General features: G+C 61.0%; 19 protein-coding genes. 13 read left to right on the forward strand and 6 right to left on the reverse strand.

Annotated elements, in window-relative coordinates:
• The first annotated feature begins 4 nt into the window (after positions 1-4).
• Together tctD and tctE are read left to right on the forward strand one after the other, a co-directional pair.
• A complete protein-coding gene (tctD, locus tag PBDP_RS07060; protein ID WP_109755895.1) occupies positions 5-676 on the forward strand; it encodes a two-component system response regulator TctD in 672 nt (223 codons plus the stop codon).
• A complete protein-coding gene (tctE, locus tag PBDP_RS07065) occupies positions 669-2,060 on the forward strand; it encodes a two-component system sensor histidine kinase TctE (protein WP_212802006.1) in 1,392 nt (463 codons plus the stop codon). The genes tctD and tctE overlap by 8 nt, the downstream gene beginning before the upstream one ends.
• Before the next feature lie 59 nt (positions 2,061-2,119).
• On the opposite strand, the gene PBDP_RS07070 is transcribed toward tctE, so the two are convergent.
• Entirely contained in the window at positions 2,120-2,941 is an 822-nt protein-coding gene (locus PBDP_RS07070) for an HDOD domain-containing protein (protein WP_212802007.1), read from the reverse strand.
• A gap of 35 nt (positions 2,942-2,976) precedes the next feature.
• Positions 2,977-3,918, reverse strand: a complete 942-nt coding sequence (gene ygfZ, locus PBDP_RS07075) for a CAF17-like 4Fe-4S cluster assembly/insertion protein YgfZ (RefSeq protein ID WP_109755892.1) — start codon at positions 3,916-3,918, stop codon at positions 2,977-2,979.
• A 149-nt stretch (positions 3,919-4,067) separates the two neighbouring features.
• Between ygfZ and PBDP_RS07080 the strand changes: the two genes are divergently transcribed.
• Complete coding sequence (locus PBDP_RS07080) at positions 4,068-4,322, forward strand: FAD assembly factor SdhE (RefSeq protein WP_003184348.1); 255 nt, start codon at positions 4,068-4,070, stop codon at positions 4,320-4,322.
• The gene (locus PBDP_RS07085; protein WP_212802008.1) at positions 4,306-4,758 is read left to right on the forward strand and encodes a protein YgfX; all 453 of its coding nucleotides are present in this window, start codon (positions 4,306-4,308) and stop codon (positions 4,756-4,758) included. Before PBDP_RS07080 ends, PBDP_RS07085 begins: the two co-directional genes overlap by 17 nt.
• Here the strand turns inward: PBDP_RS07085 and nadB are convergent.
• A complete protein-coding gene (nadB, locus tag PBDP_RS07090) occupies positions 4,727-6,343 on the reverse strand; it encodes an L-aspartate oxidase (protein ID WP_212802009.1) in 1,617 nt (538 codons plus the stop codon). The two genes, PBDP_RS07085 and nadB, sit on opposite strands and share 32 nt — an antisense overlap.
• Before the next feature lie 559 nt (positions 6,344-6,902).
• Here nadB and rpoE point away from each other — a divergent pair.
• The 4 genes from rpoE to PBDP_RS07110 all read left to right on the forward strand — a co-directional run bounded on the left by rpoE (position 6,903) and on the right by PBDP_RS07110 (position 10,728).
• Positions 6,903-7,484: an RNA polymerase sigma factor RpoE/AlgU gene (gene rpoE, locus PBDP_RS07095; protein ID WP_003172477.1), complete on the forward strand. Its 582-nt coding sequence runs from the start codon at positions 6,903-6,905 to the stop codon at positions 7,482-7,484.
• Positions 7,485-7,515: 31 nt separating this feature from the next.
• Positions 7,516-8,103 carry a sigma-E factor negative regulatory protein gene (locus tag PBDP_RS07100; protein WP_109755889.1) on the forward strand — a complete coding sequence of 196 codons (588 nt, stop codon included), beginning with the start codon at positions 7,516-7,518 and terminating at the stop codon, positions 8,101-8,103.
• A 12-nt stretch (positions 8,104-8,115) separates the two neighbouring features.
• A complete protein-coding gene (locus PBDP_RS07105) occupies positions 8,116-9,063 on the forward strand; it encodes a MucB/RseB C-terminal domain-containing protein (RefSeq protein ID WP_212802010.1) in 948 nt (315 codons plus the stop codon).
• A gap of 234 nt (positions 9,064-9,297) precedes the next feature.
• Entirely contained in the window at positions 9,298-10,728 is a 1,431-nt protein-coding gene (locus PBDP_RS07110; RefSeq protein WP_109755887.1) for a DegQ family serine endoprotease, read from the forward strand.
• A 62-nt stretch (positions 10,729-10,790) separates the two neighbouring features.
• Here the strand turns inward: PBDP_RS07110 and PBDP_RS07115 are convergent, their stop codons facing one another.
• Positions 10,791-12,224, reverse strand: a complete 1,434-nt coding sequence (locus tag PBDP_RS07115) for a M48 family metalloprotease (RefSeq protein WP_109755886.1) — start codon at positions 12,222-12,224, stop codon at positions 10,791-10,793.
• A 98-nt stretch (positions 12,225-12,322) separates the two neighbouring features.
• On the opposite strand from PBDP_RS07115, the gene PBDP_RS07120 reads away from it, so the two are divergent.
• Positions 12,323-12,562, forward strand: coding sequence for a sulfurtransferase TusA family protein (locus PBDP_RS07120; RefSeq protein ID WP_109755885.1), 240 nt, complete (start codon positions 12,323-12,325; stop codon positions 12,560-12,562).
• Between the two features lie 31 nt (positions 12,563-12,593).
• On the forward strand, positions 12,594-13,664 hold the full coding sequence (locus PBDP_RS07125) for an AI-2E family transporter (protein WP_109755884.1): 1,071 nt from the start codon (positions 12,594-12,596) through the stop codon (positions 13,662-13,664).
• A 117-nt stretch (positions 13,665-13,781) separates the two neighbouring features.
• Here the strand turns inward: PBDP_RS07125 and PBDP_RS07130 are convergent, their stop codons facing one another.
• Together PBDP_RS07130 and PBDP_RS07135 are read right to left on the reverse strand one after the other, a co-directional pair.
• On the reverse strand, positions 13,782-14,255 hold the full coding sequence (locus PBDP_RS07130; protein WP_212802011.1) for a peroxiredoxin: 474 nt from the start codon (positions 14,253-14,255) through the stop codon (positions 13,782-13,784).
• A 10-nt stretch (positions 14,256-14,265) separates the two neighbouring features.
• Entirely contained in the window at positions 14,266-14,826 is a 561-nt protein-coding gene (locus tag PBDP_RS07135) for a glycine cleavage system transcriptional repressor (protein WP_003184325.1), read from the reverse strand.
• A 315-nt stretch (positions 14,827-15,141) separates the two neighbouring features.
• On the opposite strand from PBDP_RS07135, the gene dapA reads away from it, so the two are divergent.
• The 3 genes from dapA to PBDP_RS07150 are packed head-to-tail and all read left to right on the forward strand — an operon-like array spanning position 15,142 to position 17,916.
• Positions 15,142-16,020 (forward strand): 4-hydroxy-tetrahydrodipicolinate synthase, encoded by an 879-nt coding sequence (dapA, locus tag PBDP_RS07140; RefSeq protein ID WP_014337035.1) that lies wholly within the window; start codon positions 15,142-15,144, stop codon positions 16,018-16,020.
• Positions 16,021-16,037: 17 nt separating this feature from the next.
• A complete protein-coding gene (bamC, locus tag PBDP_RS07145; RefSeq protein WP_109755882.1) occupies positions 16,038-17,153 on the forward strand; it encodes an NlpB/DapX family lipoprotein in 1,116 nt (371 codons plus the stop codon).
• Between the two features lie 4 nt (positions 17,154-17,157).
• Positions 17,158-17,916 (forward strand): MBL fold metallo-hydrolase, encoded by a 759-nt coding sequence (locus PBDP_RS07150; protein ID WP_109755881.1) that lies wholly within the window; start codon positions 17,158-17,160, stop codon positions 17,914-17,916.
• Positions 17,917-17,942 lie beyond the last annotated feature (26 nt).

Raw genomic sequence — 17,942 nt, forward strand, 5'->3', positions numbered from 1 at the left:
ACCCATGCGTGTTCTGCTCGTCGAAGACCATCTGCAGCTCGCCGAAAGCGTTGCCCAGGCGCTCAAGAGCACCGGTTTGACCGTGGACGTGCTGCACGACGGCGTCGCGGCCGACCTGGCTCTGAGCAGCGAGGAGTACGCCGTGGCGATCCTTGATGTCGGGCTGCCACGCATGGACGGTTTCGAGGTGCTGGCGCGTCTGCGCGCCCGCGGCAAGACCTTGCCGGTGCTGATGTTGACCGCCCGCAGCGACGTCAAGGACCGCGTCCATGGCCTGAACCTCGGCGCCGACGATTACCTGGCCAAGCCCTTCGAACTCACTGAGCTGGAGGCCCGGGTCAAGGCACTGTTGCGCCGCAGCGTACTGGGCGGCGAACGCCAGCAGCGCTGTGGTGGGCTGATCTATGACCTGGACACTCGCCGCTTCACCCTCGACGATGAATTGTTGACCCTGACGTCTCGCGAGCAAGCCGTGCTGGAGGCGTTGATCGCCCGGCCAGGACGGGTGATGAGCAAGGAGCAACTGGCGGCCCAGGTGTTCGGCCTGGACGAAGAGGCCAGCCCCGACGCCATCGAAATCTACGTGCATCGCTTGCGCAAGAAACTCGATGGTCATGCGGTGGCGATCGTGACGTTCCGCGGCCTGGGCTACCTGCTGGAAAACCGCAATGCATAAGCCCGACAGCCTGCGCTGGCGGCTGCTATGGAACCTGGCATTGCTGCTGGTGGTGCTGATGCTCGCCAGCGGCTTGAGCGCCTACTGGAACGGTCGCGAAGCAGCGGACACCGCCTATGACCGGACCCTGCTGGCCTCGGCCCGGACCATCGCCGCGGGCCTTTCCCAGCGCGATGGCAGCCTCAGCGCGGACGTGCCCTACGTGGCCCTGGATACCTTCGCCTACGACAGCGCCGGGCGCATTTATTACCAGGTCAATGACATCGACAAGAAGTTGATTTCCGGCTACGAAAACCTCCCCGGTCCGCCACCCGGAACGCCCCGCACGGACGATTACCCAGCCCTGGCGCGCTTCTATAACGCCCAATACCAGGGGCAGACCGTGCGGGTGGTGAGCCTGCTCAAGGCGGTGAGCGAGCCGAACATGAACGGCATGGCGGAAATTCGCGTGGCGGAGACTGAAGAGGCCCGGGTCAGCATGGCTCGCAGCCTGATGGCCGACACGCTGTTGCGCTTGGGCATGCTGGCCGTGGGCGCGCTGCTGTTGGTGTGGTTCGCGGTCAGTGCAGCGTTGCGCCCTCTGGAGCGTTTGCGCACGGCGGTGGAGGAGCGCCAGCCGGACGATTTGCGGCCGTTGCCGCTGGTGGAGGTGCAGCACGAGTTATGGCCGCTGGTGAGGGCGCTCAACCATTTCACCGAGCGTCTGCGCGAGCAATTCGAACGGCAGGCACAGTTCATCGCCGATGCCTCCCATGAGCTGCGCACGCCCTTGGCCGCGCTCAAGGCGCGTCTTGAGCTGGGCTTGCGTGCCAGCGAACCGGCAACTTGGCGCGAGACCCTGGAAACGGCCGCCCAAGGCACCGACCGGCTGACCCATCTGGCCAACCAATTGCTTTCCCTGGCTCGCGTGGAAAACGGCGCCCGGGCCATTGCCGAAGGCGGCGCGCAGTTGCTTGACCTGAGCCAACTGGCCCGGGAATTGGGCATGGCCATGGCCCCGCTGGCCCATGCCCGGGGCGTGGCACTGGCCCTGGAAGCCGATGAGCCGGTATGGCTGCGAGGCGAGCCGACCCTGCTGAATGAGTTGCTGAGCAACCTGGTGGACAACGCCCTGGCCCACACCCCCTCCGGCGGCAACGTGATCTTGCGGGTCACCGCACCGGCGGTGCTGGAAGTCGAAGACGATGGGCCTGGTATTCCGCTGCATGAGCGGGACCGGGTGTTCGAGCGCTTCTATCGACGTAACCAGCAAGTGGCCGGCTCCGGGCTGGGGTTGGCGATCGTCGGCGAAATCTGCCGCGCGCACTTGGCGCAGATCACCCTGCATGACGGACAAGAGCGTGGCTTGAAGGTGCGAGTCAGTTTCATCCCTGGCTCAGACTGAGCCGGAGCCAACTCGATTCCGTGGCTGGCTCAATTTCATTGACCGTCAGTCTGGGCTACCTAATAGAACATCGACCGCGCTTCTTCGATATCCGCGCAGCGAGCCTTGTTGTCCAGGTCGATACCCAGCTTCCTGAAAGCCGGGACGGAGAACAGATCGACATCGCTGAGGGGATGGTCGGTTTCCTTGTAGCAATACAGCGCAGCGACCTGCACGAGGTCGACGTAATCGATGTGCTTCGAGTCCCGGGTGAAGTCCAGATACAACCCTGGGAGCTTCACCAACCGTTCCGGAAACTCCCAGACACTGAGGAGTTTGTCTCCCAGCACCGGGTGAATCGTCTCGATGACGTGGTTGAGGCTGACCGGGTCCGACAGCAATTCATTGTTGTCTTGGGCATACGTCAGGATCGGCAGCACGCCGATCTGGTGCACCAGCCCACCCAAAGCGGCCTGATCGGGCTTGAGTTGGGTATAACCGCGACACAGGGCATAGCTGACGCCCGCGATCTGCAGGCTCCTGCGCCAGACTTCGCGCATCTTCAGTTCCACCACTTCGGAGCGGGCGTGGAAAATCTGCTCCATGACCAGGCCGATGGCCAGGTTGCTGCTGTAGTTGACGCCCAGTCGAGTGATGGCCGTGTGCAGGTCCGTGACTTCCTGGGTCGCGCGTAGCAGTGGACTGTTGACCACTTTTATCAGGCGTGCCGAGAGAGCTGTATCGCGGCCGATCACTTTGCTCAGGTTGCTGACGCTGATTTCCGGGTCTTCGGCGGCCCGGCGAATCTGCAGGGCCACTTCCGGTAATGTTGGCAGAACCAAGTCATCGTTATCGATGGCCTGCACCAAATCCCGTTGGACCTTATCCGCCAAATCGCTCATTTCGGTTCTCTAGGGTATTGCGGCAAATGCTGCGATCAGCGCTGGATTTCGCGGTCGCGGTCCAGTTCGTAAGGCAGGTCCAACATTTGAAGGCGTGGGCCTTCCAAGGTGCCGAGGTGCAAATTGTCGTCTTCTGCTGCTTCGGCCTGTAATACCGCCAGCAGTTCAATGTTTCCCTCGCCGCGGGCGGCAATCACCACTTCGCCGATGGAGCTGCCGTGCGTGGGGGAGAATAGCGCGGTCCCGGGTTCTGGCAATTGGCTGGCGTCCAGTTGCAGGCGATACAGGCGCCGCTTGAGCTTGCCCAGGTATTGCATGCGGGCGACGATTTCCTGGCCGGTGTAGCAACCTTTCTTGAAACTGACGCCACCGACGGCTTGCAGGTTGAGCATCTGTGGGATGAACAGTTCACGGGTGGCCGGCATGACCTGGCCGATCCCGGCACGGATCTGCCCCAGTAGCCACTGGTTCAGGTCTGCCTCGGTCAGTTCTGCCCGCAGGCGGGTTTGCAGCGTCTGTGCCTGTTCGGCGGGCGCCCATAGTTCGGTGCGGCCGGGAGAGACGCGGATGGCGATCAAGGATTCGTGGCGTGCCACGCTGTCGGTCTCGCTCGGCAGTTCGAGGCCCAGGCCAGCCAGCATCTTGTCGGCGTTTTCCAGGCCGAAGCGAACCCAGGCTGCACTTTCGTCGGTGAGCTTGGATTTGGAGAACACGGCATATTTTTTCAGGTCGGCCAGTTGCGGTTCGAGCAATTCGCTGGCCATGGCCATCAACACGCCGTCACCTTCGAGCAGGATGCGGAAGCTCGATTGCATCCGGCCTTTCTGGGTGCAGCGGGCACCGAGGCTGGCCCGGCTGTCGCTCAGGTAGTCGAGGTTGCAGGTCAATTGGCCTTGCAGGAATTTGCCGGCGTCCACGCCGCGGACCGCGAGAACGCCTTCGTGGGACAGGGTGCAGAAAAAAGCGGAATCAGCCATGGGTCATCGCAGGGTAAAAAGTCTGGTAGACATCATAAGGGGACGCCCTTGAAATGGGTAGTTCACAAAGGATCGGTGGTGCCCGACCAAAGCCGTCTGTTCCAGTGCCGCGGGGCCTGTATACTTGCGCACTATTTGAGGAGCGCTCCATGGTCGAAGATGTTGAACTCAATCGCCTCTACTGGCACAGCCGCCGCGGCATGCTGGAACTGGATGTGTTGCTGGTGCCGTTCGTGAAAGAGGTTTATCCCCATCTCAATGAAGTGGATCGTGCCTGCTATGTCCGCCTGCTCGAATGCGAGGATCAGGACATGTTCGGCTGGTTCATGGAGCGCAGCGAATCCGAAGACCCAGAGTTGCAGCGCATGGTCCGGATGATTCTGGACCGTGTCCAGCCCAAGTAATCGCTTCGAATGCCGCTGGCAGGCCTCCGGGCAACTGCTGGCGGCCTATCTGCTGGCCCAGGTGTTCGCCCTGGGGTCGTTGTTCCTGTTGTCTGTCCCGTCCGGGTTCGCAGCGCTTGGCGTTGTATTGTGCCTGGCCCATGGCGCCTGGGTGATTCCCCGACATTTGTTGCTGACCCATCGCCGGGCCTTTTGCGGGTTGCGTCGTAATGCCGCTGGCTGGCAGCTCTGGAGTCGGGCCGATGGGTGGCGGGCGGTGCAGCTGCGCCCCGATAGCTTGGCGCTGCCGATGATCATCGTGCTGCGTTTTCGCTTGCAGGGTGAACGGCGGGTCCGGTCGTTGTGCGTACCGCGCGACGCGCTGGCACCGGATATCCATCGGCGCCTGCGCGTGCGGCTCAGGTTCAGTCGGCGTAGGTGGGCGGCACCAGGATAGTGTCCCGTGCCTCGGGCAGCAGGTTCGGGTAGTCGAGGGTGTAATGCAGCCCCCGGCTTTCCTTGCGTTCCATGGCCGAGCGAATCATCAGTTCGGCCACCTGGGCCAGGTTGCGCAGTTCGATGAGGTCGCGGCTGACTTTATAGTTGCTGTAGAACTCATCGATCTCATCCAGCAGCAAGCGCACACGGTGCTGCGCCCGTTGCAGGCGCTTGTTGGTGCGCACGATGCCAACATAGTCCCACATGAAGCGCCGCAGTTCGTCCCAGTTGTGGGCAATGATCACGTCTTCGTCCGAGTCGGTGACCTGGCTGGCGTCCCATGAGGGCAGGGCGGCCGGAATGACGACCTGCGGTAATTGTTCCAGGATGTCTGCCGCCGCCGAGCGGGCATAGACGAAGCACTCCAGCAGTGAGTTGCTGGCCATGCGGTTGGCGCCGTGCAGGCCGGTGAAGCTGGTTTCGCCGATGGCGTACAGGCCTGGCACGTCGGTACGCCCCCGCTGATCGACCATCACGCCACCGCAGGTGTAATGCGCCGCCGGCACCACCGGGATCGGTTGCTTGGTGATATCGATGGAAAATTCCAGGCAGCGCTCGTACACCGTCGGGAAGTGGCTCTTGATGAACGCTTCGGGTTTGTGGCTGATGTCCAGGTAAACGCAATCGATGCCCAGGCGCTTCATTTCATGGTCGATGGCCCGGGCGACGATGTCCCTTGGCGCCAGTTCGGCGCGCGGATCGAAGCGCTGCATGAAGCGTTCGCCGTTGGGAAGCTTCAAGTGTGCGCCTTCGCCACGCAGGGCCTCGGTCACCAGGAAACTCTTGGCCAGCGGGTGATAGAGGCAGGTGGGGTGGAACTGGTTGAACTCCAGGTTCGCCACTCGGCAACCCGAACGCCAGGCCATGGCGATGCCATCGCCGCAGGCACCGTCGGGGTTACTGGTATAAAGGTAGACTTTCGCCGCGCCACCGGACGCCAGGATGACGAAGCGCGCGCCGTAGGTGTCGACTTCACCGGTGCCGCGATTGAGCACGTAGGCGCCCAGGCAGCGATCACCGTCCAGGCCCAGGCGTTTTTCAGTGATCAGGTCGATCGCGACGCGCTGCTCCAGCAATTCGATGTTCGGCCGTTGCCGAGCCTTGGCCAGCAGGGTCTTGAAGATCGCCGCGCCGGTAGCATCAGCCGCGTGAATGATGCGCCGGTGGCTATGACCGCCTTCGCGCGTGAGGTGGAACTCGAAGCCGCCGTCTTCGGTGCCCGATTGTTCGTCACGGGTAAACGGTACACCCTGGTCGATCAGCCACTGGATGGCTTCCCTGCTGTGTTCCACGGTGAAACGCACCGCTTGCCGATTGCAGAGGCCGCCGCCGGCGTTGAGGGTATCCTCGACATGGGATTCAATGGTGTCGGTATCGTCCAGCACGGCTGCGACGCCGCCCTGGGCCCAGAAGGTCGAACCGTTGGCCAGGTCGCCCTTGCTCAGTACTGCAATGCGCAAATGTGCAGGCAAAGTCAGGGCAAGGCTCAATCCGGCGGCTCCGCTGCCGATTACCAGAACATCGTGTTGAAACTGTTGGCTCATTCGAATGGTTTCCGCTCAAGGCGACCCGGGTCGGGGTTGGCGCAAGACACCGCTTCAACGGGTCAGGCAGCCACGCAGCCCACTAGTATATAGAGGGGGGGATCGGCACAATAGCCGGGCGTACATGGCAATGTGAAACCAGCGTGACAGAAAAGTGGCACGCTTCGTCGGATCGCCGGTTTTGGTGAAAGGGCGATAAGGCCGCCGTTTCGAGGACAGAACGCTGTTTATCTCGTCACGGTTGCCTGATATTCAGTGCACAACGCTATAAATAGTGGGAACTTTTGCCAAGCGCCTACGTTCAATAGACGGTTGTCTGCAAAAGGGAGCAGCGTCGGGTTGGTGCAAGATTTCGATTGGGGTCTCTGCCAGCAGACCCGGTGACAGATTATTCGCGCAGCCGGGGAATCTCCTGCTGCGTTTTTCGTGCGTGCCGAGATCAGAGCGCGCCGGAAACTTGCTTGGAAGGGGGAGAACTTTTGCGAAAAGCCCGAGTCTATGTTTGCAAGCCCGGTCAATTAGTAATGCAAGCCTCCTTCGAGCTTATCGAGGAGTGTTCATGCTAACCCAGGAAGAGGATCAGCAGCTGGTCGAGCGCGTGCAACGCGGCGACAAGCGAGCTTTCGATCTGCTAGTGCTGAAATACCAGCACAAAATTCTCGGGTTGATCGTGCGTTTCGTGCACGACACCCATGAAGCGCAGGATGTTGCTCAGGAAGCCTTCATCAAGGCCTACCGTGCACTTGGTAATTTTCGCGGGGACAGCGCGTTTTACACGTGGCTTTACCGCATCGCCATCAACACGGCGAAAAACTATCTGGTTTCACGCGGCCGCCGGCCGCCGGATAGCGATGTAAGTTCTGAGGATGCCGAGTTCTATGATGGCGATCATGGCCTCAAGGATCTCGAATCACCGGAACGTGCGTTGCTGCGGGATGAGATCGAAGGCACTGTCCATCGAACCATCCAGCAATTGCCCGAAGATTTGCGTACGGCTTTAACTTTACGTGAGTTCGACGGTCTGAGTTACGAAGACATTGCGAGCGTCATGCAATGTCCTGTAGGCACCGTGCGCTCCCGGATCTTCCGCGCCCGGGAGGCCATTGATAAAGCCCTGCAACCTTTGTTGCAGGAAAACTAGAGACAGCGGCGACAGCCAAGAGAGGAACGCCATGAGTCGTGAAGCCCTGCAGGAATCGCTGTCCGCAGTGATGGATAACGAAGCGGACGAACTGGAATTGCGTCGGGTATTGAATGCCTTCGACGATGTTGAAACCCGTGAGACCTGGGCTCGTTACCAGATCGCCCGGGCTGTGATGCACAAGGACTTGTTGCTTCCACGCCTGGACATCGCTGCGGCCGTTTCTGCTGCCTTGGCTGACGAAGCCGTACCGGCAAAAGCTTCTCGCGGACCATGGCGCAGCCTGGGTCGCCTGGCGGTAGCCGCTTCGGTCACCGTGGCCGTGCTGGCCGGTGTGCGCCTGTACAACCAGGATGAGATTGCCGGCGTGCAAATGGCGCAGCAATCCAACCAGCCAAGCCTGGCTGCTCCACAGGTCAAGGGCCCAGCGGTACTGGCCGGTTACAGCGAGAGCTCGGAAACCGCAGGCCCGATGGTCAATGGTGTTCTGCAAGGCCAACCTGGCTGGCATGATCAGCGTCTGCCCAACTACCTGCGTCAGCATGCTCAGCAAGCTGCCCTGAAAGGTACTGAAAGCGCACTGCCTTATGCCCGTGCCGCCAGCCTGGAAAACCGTTAATAAGGAAAACCATTGCGCGCCATACCTCTATTCACGCTTCTGCTTGGTGGCTGGTGTGCGATTCCAGCCTATGCCGATGAGGCACAGGATTGGTTGAACCGCCTGAGTCAAGCCGAGCAACAGCAGAGCTTCCAGGGCACTTTCGTTTACGAGCGCAACGGTAGTTTCTCTACCCATAACATCTGGCATCGAGTCCAGGATGGCAAAGTCCGCGAGCGGTTACTCCAGCTCGACGGCTCGGCACAGGAAGTCCTGCGCATTGATGGGCATACTCAATGCGTCAGCGGCTCCTTGATCGCGGGGCTGGGCAATACACCTGACGGCTCCTCACGTACGCTTGATCCGCAGAAACTCAAGAATTGGTATGACCTTGCCGTCATTGGCAAGTCGCGCGTGGCTGGGCGTCAAGCGGTCATTGTGGCGTTGACGCCCAAGGATCAGCATCGCTATGGCTTCGAACTGCACTTGGACAAAGAGACCGGCCTGCCGCTCAAGTCCCTGTTGCTCAATGACAAGGGCCAGTTGCTCGAGCGTTTCCAGTTCACCCGCTTGAGCGTCGGGGCGCCGACAGACGGTGATCTGCAAGTCAGCTCCGAATGCAAGGCTGTCGCGCAGGATCCGGGCAAGGCCGTCGCGGTGAAAACCGCCTGGCACTCGGACTGGCTTCCGCCTGGCTTTGAACTGATTAGCAGTGCTGCGCGCAAGGACCCGGACACCCAGGTCCAGGTCAACAGCTTGATGTACGATGATGGCCTGGCGCGCTTTTCGGTGTTCCTGGAGCCGTTGAACGGTGCCAACGCCACCGATACCCGCACTCAACTCGGCCCGACGGCTGCCGTCTCCCGTAGGCTCACGACGCCCCAGGGCGAAATGATGGTCACGGTGGTCGGTGAGATTCCTATCGGTACGGCGGAACGGATCGCGCTTTCCATGCGCTCCGACGTCACTACGACCCAATAGCTTGCCGACTGCACGGGTGGTTCGATTGCGCGAGAGGCTGATGATGCCAGGGCTTGATCGAAATGCCGAAACTTCCTGTCAGCATTTTCATTTGCAAAAAACCAGCTTTTTTTCTATAGGTCAGAGCCGCTCGGCCCTGGCCTTGTCTGTTCCCGGAACAAAAATACTGGCGTATCTTTTCCCGGTATTCCTTGCTCCATATCGCTTAACCATGCTCGTCGTAACGGGAGCCGTATGTCGATACCACGCTTGAAAACCTATCTCTCCATTTTTGCCACCGTGCTTGTGCTCGGCCAGGCCGTTCCTGCCGTGGCGGTCGAATTGCCCGATTTCACGCAACTGGTCGAGCAGGCGTCGCCCGCCGTGGTGAACATCAGCACCACCCAGAAACTGCCGGACCGTCGTGTATCGGACCAGCAGATGCCGGACCTGGAAGGCTTGCCGCCGATGCTGCGGGAGTTCTTCGAGCGCGGAATGCCGCAACAGCCACGTTCTCCCGGCGGTGGTCGTCAGCGTGAAGCGCAATCCCTGGGTTCGGGTTTCATCATTTCGCCTGACGGCTACATCCTGACCAATAATCACGTGATCGCCGATGCCGACGAAATCCTGGTACGCCTGGCTGATCGCAGCGAACTCAAGGCCAAGCTGATCGGTACCGATCCACGTTCCGACGTGGCGCTGTTGAAAATCGAGGGCAAGGACCTGCCAGTGCTCAAGCTGGGCAAATCCCAGGACCTGAAAGCCGGCCAATGGGTCGTGGCCATCGGTTCGCCGTTCGGCTTCGACCACACCGTGACCCAGGGGATTGTCAGCGCCATCGGTCGCAGCCTGCCGAACGAAAACTACGTGCCGTTCATCCAGACCGACGTGCCGATCAACCCGGGTAACTCCGGTGGCCCGCTGTTCAACCTTGCGGGTGAAGTGGTCGGCATCAACTCCCAGATCTATACCCGCTCGGGCGGCTTCATGGGAGTGTCCTTCGCGATTCCGATCGACGTTGCCATGGATGTCTCCAACCAACTGAAAAGCGAAGGCAAGGTCAGCCGTGGCTGGTTGGGCGTGGTGATCCAGGAAGTGAACAAGGACCTGGCCGAATCGTTCGGGTTGGAGAAACCCGCCGGTGCACTGGTGGCGCAGATCCAGGAAGGTGGCCCGGCTGCCAAGGGCGGTCTGCAAGTGGGTGACGTGATCCTGAGCATGAACGGTCAACCGATCGTCATGTCCGCCGACCTGCCGCACTTGGTGGGTGCCCTCAAGGCTGGTGCCAAGGCCAATCTGGAAGTGATTCGCGAAGGCAAGCGCAAGAACGTCGAATTGACCGTTGGGGCCATTCCTGAAGAAGGCAAGGAGCTGGATTCGCTGCCCAAGTCTGGCGTCGAGCGTAGCAGCAACCGTCTGGGTGTTGCGGTGGCCGAACTGACCGAAGAGCAGAAACGTACCCTGGAACTGCAGGGTGGTGTGGTGATCAAGGAGGTACAGGATGGTCCTGCCGCGATGATCGGCCTTCAGCCGGGCGACATCATCACGCACCTGAACAATCAAGCCATCGGTTCCGCCAAGGAATTCACCGACATCGCCAAGGCGTTGCCGAAGAATCGTTCGGTTTCGATGCGGGTCCTGCGTCAAGGGCGTGCGAGCTTCATTACCTTCAAACTGGCCGAATGACCGGTTAGCGGCTCATAAAAAACCGCCTCGAGAGAGGCGGTTTTTTATTGCCTGGCCAGTGCTCAGCCCATCATGTCCTTGACCATGCGTTCCTGCTCCATGAGTTCCCGCTGGCGGGCATCGATGCGTGAAGACAGGGGGAAGTTGGTGCCGGCTCGCCGTTTGGCGAAGTCCAGTTGCTGGATGGCCTGACGGTAATCGCCCACCAGGGCGAAGTACTCGGCACGGGCCTGGTGCAGGCCAATGATGTTGCCTGACAGCCCGCGGGTCTCGGCCACCATGTACCAGACGTCCGGATCGTCCGGGCGGGTCTTGAGCAGGGTTTCCAGGGCTTTCTCGGCATCGGCGGGGCGGTTCTGCTTGAGCAGCAGGTCGACGCGCACCTGGTTGAGCGGATAGTTGCCCGGGTATTGGCTCAGCATCCGGTCGACACGGGCCTGAGCGTCGGCCAGCTTGTTGCTGGTGATATCCAGGTCCACCTGGGCGAGGTTGTAGATGATCTCGTTGGGTGATTTGGCCAGCAACGGCTTGAGATTCTCCCGTGCTTCATTCAACTGGCCGCCCTTGATCTGCGCGATCGCCAGGCCATAGCGCGCCACGTCGTTCTTCGGATTCTCATCCAGCTGTGCCCGGAAGCGCTTGGCGCCCAGGCCTGGGGTTTCTTCATAGGTCAGTTGGACCCGAGCGCGAATCAGTTGATAACGCACACTGTCCTCGATGCCCCCCGGCTTGGCCTGTTCGGCGCGGTTGCGGGTGTCGGCGATCCGGGATTCGGTCACCGGGTGAGTCAGCAGGAATTCCGGCGGCCTGGCGTCGAACCGGTACTGACGCATCAGGCGCTCGAACATGGTTGGCATGGAGCGCGGATCGTAGCCGGCTTTCTCCAGGTTCTGGATGCCGATACGGTCGGCTTCCTGTTCGTTCTGCCGGGAAAAACGCCGTTGTTCTTGAATGGCGGCGGCCTGGGTCCCGGCAATGGCCGCGATCCCGGCGTCACCGCCACCGGCGGCGGCAATCACGATGCCAGCCAGCAGTGCGGCCATCATCGGCACCTGCATGCGTTGCTGGGCTTCCACACCGCGGGCAAAGTGGCGTTGCGACAAGTGCGCGAGTTCGTGAGCCATGACCGAGGCGTACTCGCCTTCGGTCTGCGCATTGAGGAACAAGCCGCCGTTGACCCCGACGATTCCACCAGGTGCGGCGAAGGCGTTGAGTTGCGGGCTGTTGATCAGGATGAATTCCAGGCGCCGGTCGTTGACCTGGCTGGTTTCCACCAGCTTATAGACGCTGGATTCGACGTAGTCCTTGAGCTGTGGATCGTTGAGCTGTGAAACCTGGCTGCGCAGCAGGGCCAGCCAGGCGCGGCCCAGTTGGTGCTCCTGTTCTGGCGAGACGATGGCAGAACTGGCGTCGCCAAGTGACGGCAGGTCGTCGGCGAAGCCCGGTGAGGCAAGCAGGCAAGCGAGCGTCAGCAGGGTGGGGCGCAGAAATGTCATGCACGAAGCCTTAGTCGACAAAGACCTTACTGTAGCCGGACACCGGGCCCGGGACCAGATATTCTAGGCCGCTCAACGACCTGCCGCGGAGTGAACCCATGACTGATGCTGTAGCCCACGATGCCGAACTGGACGCCAGCGGCCTGAACTGTCCGTTGCCGCTACTCAAGGCCAAGCTGGAGCTCAATCGCCTGGCCAGTGGCAGTGTGCTCAAGGTAATTGCCACGGATGCGGGCTCCCAGCGTGACTTTCGCACCTTCGCCCGATTGGCCGGTCATACGCTGCTGCATGAAGAAGACGAAAACGGCGTCTACCGTTACTGGCTGAAAAAGGCTTGAAAAAACCAACAGCGTCTCTTAAGGATTTTTAATGTTCAAAGTGTTACGCGACTGGATTCAGCGCTACTTCTCCGATGAAGAGGCTGTGGTCCTGGCGGTGCTGCTGTTCCTGGCCTTCACCGCCGTGCTCACCCTGGGTGGCATGTTGGCGCCGGTGTTGGCGGGGATGGTGCTGGCGTACCTGATGCAAGGGTTGGTCACGACGCTGGAGCGTCTGCGGCTACCCGGCACGGCAGCGGTTGGACTGGTGTTCGCCCTGTTCATGGGTGTGCTGGTGGTGTTTGTCGTGGTGATCGTGCCGCTGCTCTGGCATCAACTGGTGACCTTATTCAACGAGTTACCAGGGATGCTCGCCAAATGGCAGTCCCTGCTGTTGCTGTTGCCTGAGCGCTATCCGCACCTGGTGTCCGATGAACAGGTGCTGCAGACCATCGAAGTGGTGCGCGGTGAGATTGGCAAGTTCGGCCAATGGGCACTGACGTTTTCGCTGTCCAGCCTTCCGCTTCTGGTCAACATCATGATCTACCTGGTGCTGGTACCGATCCTGGTGTTTTTCTTCCTCAAGGACCGGGAAATGATCGGGCGTTGGGTCCGTGGCTACCTGCCGCGCGAGCGGGCGCTGATTACCCGGGTGGCCCAGGAGATGAATCGGCAGATCGCCAACTACATCCGCGGCAAAGTCATCGAGATTTTCATCTGTGGCGGCGTGACTTATATCGGCTTCGTCGCCCTGGGGCTCAATTATGCTGCCCTGCTGGCGCTGCTGGTGGGCATTTCGGTGGTGGTGCCTTATGTCGGCACCGTGGTGGTGACCGTGCCGGTGGCCTTGATTGCGCTGTTCCAGTGGGGCTGGAGCGATCAGTTCATCTACCTGATGGCGGTCTACGGGATCATCCAGACGCTGGATGGCAACGTGCTCGTCCCGCTGCTGTTCTCCGAGGCGGTGAACCTGCATCCGGTGGCGATCATCTGTGCGGTGCTGCTGTTTGGCGGGCTGTGGGGATTCTGGGGGGTGTTCTTTGCGATTCCCCTGGCGACGCTATTCAAGGCTGTGCTGGATGCGTGGCCGAGCAAGGAGCCGGTTGTGGCGCCGCTTCTATAGCTGATTCTGATGGCCTCATCGCGAGCAGGCTCGCTCCCACATTGGACTGAGGGTGTTAATCAATTCCCTGTGGGAGCGAGCCTGCTCGCGATAGCGCCAGTCCAGGCAGCAAAAATTTCAGCCTTTGTTGAGGGACTGGGCCGCCGCCAACACCGCATCCACATGCCCCGGCACTTTCACGCCACGCCATTCCTGGCGCAGCACGCCGTTCTTGTCGATCAGGAAGGTGCTGCGGTCAACGCCCAGGTATTCCTTGCCATAAAGCTTTTTCAGCTTGATCACATCGAACAGCTGGCAGACGGCTTCGTCCTTGTCGCTGATCAGTTCGAACGGGAACTCCTGTTTGCACTTGAAGTTCTCGTGGGACTTGAGGCTGTCCCGGGAGATGCCGAACACTTCGGTGTTGGCGGCCTGGAACTGCGCGTACTGGTCGCGAAAACCCTGGCCCTCGGTGGTGCAGCCGGGGGTGCTGTCCTTGGGGTAGAAGTAGATCACCACCTGCTTGCCCTTGAGGGCGGCGAGGCTGACGGTCTGCCCGCTGGTGGCGGGCGCCTGGAAATCGGTAACCGGCTGGTCGACGGCAACGGCCATGAACGCTTCCTTACATTGGGTTTTGTGGGCGCCACGGTTCGATCAGGGCATCCAGGTTCATCGCATCGGCGAAGTCCAGGAACTGATCGCGCAGCCAACTGATCTGGGTGCCGGCCGGCAGGGTCACGGTGAACGTGGCATTGAGCATGGTGCCGCCGGTCTGTGGTGCCTGATAGGTATCGCAGGTCAGGTTTTCCAGCTCGACGTGATGGTCCATGAAGAACTGGCACAGCTCGTTGATGATGTCCGGACGGTAGGCCGAGCTCACATAGGCCACGTAGGGCAGGGCCTGGGGACGGTTCTCCAGCGCGGCGCTACGCACCACGTTGACGGTGAAGGCATGCTTCTTGGCCAGCACCGGCAGGCTGCCTTCCAGGCGAGCCAGGGCGTCCCAGCTGCCGGAAATCTCGAGCACGAGCGCACTGCATTCGCCATGACGGGTCAGGCGTGAGGTTACGACTGCGCAGCGATTTTCATGGCTGGCGCGGCACAGGACGTTAGTCAGCTCCATGGGGTTGGCGCCAAGGGCACTGATAACAAGGAATTGTTCGCGGACTGTGGGGGTGGACATGCAGCATTCCTAAAGCGATGAGCGGTCGGTACTTCTGCAGCTCGACACGGCGTCAGGCCCGGATAAACGAACGACTCAAGCCCTGTGCCTGGGTTGCGCTGCATTCCGAGGACGGCGGGAATGCATCAGGACAAACGCAGGATCGGGGCTTGTGGCGACGAAAACGGAGGCTGGGAACCGGTGAATGAGCTTATCAGTACCGATCAAAGCCTGAAGGGTAGCGAAAACCATCGCCAAGGGGAATGGTAGTTCGCTTGTACAAGCATCTTGGCGCCAGTACCATTACCGCTCTCTTTTTCCGGCAGGAGCGGTTTCATGATTGCGGGCAGTATGGTGGCACTGGTCACACCCATGGATGCACAAGGGCATCTTGACTGGGCCAGCCTCAGCAAACTCGTGGACTTCCACCTTGAGAACGGCACCCATGCCATTGTCGCCGTCGGTACTACCGGCGAGTCGGCAACCCTCGACGTCAATGAGCACATCGAAGTCATCCGTGCCGTGGTCAAGCAGGTCAACGGTCGCATCCCCGTCATCGCCGGCACCGGCGCCAACTCGACCCGCGAGGCCGTCGAGCTGACCCGCAACGCCAAGGAAGCCGGTGCCGACGCCTGCCTGCTGGTCGTTCCGTACTACAACAAGCCGACCCAGGAAGGCTTGTACCAGCACTTCAAGCACATTGCCGAAGCCGTCGACATCCCGCAGATCCTCTATAACGTTCCCGGCCGCACCTCCTGCGACATGCAGGCCGAGACCGTGATCCGCCTGTCCACCGTGCCGAACATCATCGGCATCAAGGAAGCCACCGGCGACATGAAGCGCGCCAAGGCCATTCTCGATGGCGTGAGCAAGGACTTCATCGTGCTGTCCGGCGATGATCCGACCGCGGTCGAGCTGATCCTGCTGGGCGGCAAGGGCAACATCTCCGTCACGGCCAACGTTGCCCCGCGCGAAATGGCCGACCTGTGCGAGGCCGCGCTCAAGGGCGACGCCGAGACTGCACGGGCAATCAACGAAAAACTGATGCCGTTGCACAAGGACCTGTTCATCGAGGCCAACCCGATTCCGGTGAAGTGGGCCTTGGTTGAAATGGGCCTGATGCACGAAGGTATCCGCCTGCCACTGACCTGGCTGAGCACCCCTTGTCAAGAACCGCTGCGGCAGGCCATGCGCCAGTCCGGCGTCCTGGTTTAATTGAGGAAGTACAACGCATGAAGCGAATGGCCGGACTTTCCGCACTTGCCTTGATTATCTCCAGCACCAGCGGCTGCGGATGGATCTGGGGGCCGGAAGGTTATTTCCGCGACCGGGGTAGCGATTACCTGCAAGCGCAACAGACTGCACCGATGCAACTGCCGCAAGACGTCAACGTCGCCAAGCGCCTGGATCCGCTGCTGCCGATTCCACGCAACGTCGCCGACGACAGCGTCAAGGGCGAGTACATCGTCCCACGTCCACAGCCGCTGTCGGCCGTGGCCGACGCCAGCGACTACACCCTGCAGAAGAGCGGCGATTCCAGCTGGGTCATGGGCCAGCATCCACCGGCCGAAGTCTGGCCCGTGGCGATCCAGTTCTTCCAGGACAACGGTTTCCGCCTGGACGAACAGCGCCCGCAAACTGGCGAATTCACCACCACCTGGCAGCGTTCCGATGAACTGTCCGCCGCTATGGCCAAGCGCCTGAGCGCCGCCGGTGTCGCGGCCGACAGCGAAACCCGCGTGCGAGTGCGTATCGAGCCGGGCGTGCAGCGCAACACCAGTGAAGTCTATGTGGTCAGCGCCGAGCGACCTGCCGGCAGTACCGCCGACGTGGCCTTCACCAACCGTTCGGTCAACACCGGCCTCGACGCTGCGCTGGTGGACGACATGCTTGCCAGCATGAGTCGTACCGCAGAGCAGGGCGGTTCGGTCTCGATGCTGGCGTCCAAGGAGTTCGATGCGCCGAGCCGCGTCAGCCTGAGCGAAGACGGCAGCGGCAACCCGGTGCTCAACGTCGGCTCCGACCTGGACCGTGCCTGGTCGAGCGTTGGCCGTGCGCTGGAGCAGGGTGAGTGGCGGGTTGAAGACATCAACCGCAGCCTGGGCCTGTACTACATCAACCTGGCCGAGAAAGCCGAGAAGAAAGACGAGAAGCCTGGCTTCTTCGGTAGCCTGTTCGGTAGCAAGCCGGACAAGGAAGAAATCGAAGCCCGCGCCGAGCGTTATCAGGTTCGCCTGAGCAAGGTCGGCGACAACGTCCAGGTCACCGTCGAGAAGAACATCAACACCGTGGCGCCGGCCGATGTGGCCCGCAAGGTGTTGAGTGTGATTCAGGACAACCTGGGCTGATCCGATGCGTTTCGCCGTTCTCGGCAGCGGTAGCCAAGGGAACGGCACGCTGGTAGCCAGCGCTGGTACGTATGTGCTGGTCGATTGTGGTTTCTCCCTGCGGGAAACCGAGAAGCGCCTGTTGCGCCTAGGTGTGCACCCGGCGCAACTGAGCGCGATACTCGTGACCCACGAACATGCCGACCATGTGCATGGCGTGGGTTTGCTGTCTCGGCGCTACAATCTGCCGGTGTACCTGAGCCGTGGAACACTGGAAGGCCTGCGCAAACCCATCGAGCCGGCCGGTTTCGTGGCCGGTGGCGAGCAACTGCGCATCGGTAGTCTGGATATCAGCGTGGTCAGCGTGGCACACGATGCCCGGGAACCGACGCAGTATGTGTTCAGCGACGGTGAGCGACGTTTCGGGTTGTTGACCGACCTGGGTTCGTACTGCGACAGGGTCATGGACAGTTACCGGGACCTCGATGCATTGATGATCGAGTCCAACCACTGCCGCGACATGCTGGCCCGTGGTTATTACCCGTACTTTCTCAAGCAGCGGGTAGGCGGGGAGCACGGACATTTGAACAACCACCAGGCAGCGTTCCTGGTGGCCGAGTTGGGCTGGCAAGGCCTGCAACACCTGGTCCTGGCCCATCTGAGCAGCAAGAACAACCTGCCGCAGCTGGCCCGGCAATGTTTTGTCGACACCCTCGGGTGCGACCCGGACTGGCTACAATTGGCCGATCAAGATTCAGGGCTCGACTGGCGACATATCGCCTAGCCCACTACTTAGCAAGCGGAGCCCAT

The organism is Pseudomonas sp. St290, from assembly GCF_018325805.1.
GTDB lineage: Bacteria > Pseudomonadota > Gammaproteobacteria > Pseudomonadales > Pseudomonadaceae > Aquipseudomonas > Aquipseudomonas bijieensis.

Bases quoted from the DNA above. Each gene is read 5' to 3' on its own strand.
- dapA (WP_014337035.1), top strand. From the start codon at position 15,142: ATGATTGCGGGCAGTATGGTGGCACTGGTCACACCCATGGATGCACAA.
- PBDP_RS07070 (WP_212802007.1), bottom strand. From the start codon at position 2,941: ATGAGCGATTTGGCGGATAAGGTCCAACGGGATTTGGTGCAGGCCATC.
- PBDP_RS07120 (WP_109755885.1), top strand. From the start codon at position 12,323: ATGACTGATGCTGTAGCCCACGATGCCGAACTGGACGCCAGCGGCCTG.
- PBDP_RS07125 (WP_109755884.1), top strand. From the start codon at position 12,594: ATGTTCAAAGTGTTACGCGACTGGATTCAGCGCTACTTCTCCGATGAA.
- tctE (WP_212802006.1), top strand. From the start codon at position 669: ATGCATAAGCCCGACAGCCTGCGCTGGCGGCTGCTATGGAACCTGGCA.
- rpoE (WP_003172477.1), top strand. From the start codon at position 6,903: ATGCTAACCCAGGAAGAGGATCAGCAGCTGGTCGAGCGCGTGCAACGC.
- PBDP_RS07110 (WP_109755887.1), top strand. From the start codon at position 9,298: ATGTCGATACCACGCTTGAAAACCTATCTCTCCATTTTTGCCACCGTG.
- PBDP_RS07150 (WP_109755881.1), top strand. From the start codon at position 17,158: ATGCGTTTCGCCGTTCTCGGCAGCGGTAGCCAAGGGAACGGCACGCTG.
- PBDP_RS07115 (WP_109755886.1), bottom strand. From the start codon at position 12,224: ATGACATTTCTGCGCCCCACCCTGCTGACGCTCGCTTGCCTGCTTGCC.
- tctD (WP_109755895.1), top strand. From the start codon at position 5: ATGCGTGTTCTGCTCGTCGAAGACCATCTGCAGCTCGCCGAAAGCGTT.
- PBDP_RS07130 (WP_212802011.1), bottom strand. From the start codon at position 14,255: ATGGCCGTTGCCGTCGACCAGCCGGTTACCGATTTCCAGGCGCCCGCC.
- nadB (WP_212802009.1), bottom strand. From the start codon at position 6,343: ATGAGCCAACAGTTTCAACACGATGTTCTGGTAATCGGCAGCGGAGCC.
- bamC (WP_109755882.1), top strand. From the start codon at position 16,038: ATGAAGCGAATGGCCGGACTTTCCGCACTTGCCTTGATTATCTCCAGC.
- ygfZ (WP_109755892.1), bottom strand. From the start codon at position 3,918: ATGGCTGATTCCGCTTTTTTCTGCACCCTGTCCCACGAAGGCGTTCTC.
- PBDP_RS07135 (WP_003184325.1), bottom strand. From the start codon at position 14,826: ATGTCCACCCCCACAGTCCGCGAACAATTCCTTGTTATCAGTGCCCTT.
- PBDP_RS07080 (WP_003184348.1), top strand. From the start codon at position 4,068: ATGGTCGAAGATGTTGAACTCAATCGCCTCTACTGGCACAGCCGCCGC.
- PBDP_RS07100 (WP_109755889.1), top strand. From the start codon at position 7,516: ATGAGTCGTGAAGCCCTGCAGGAATCGCTGTCCGCAGTGATGGATAAC.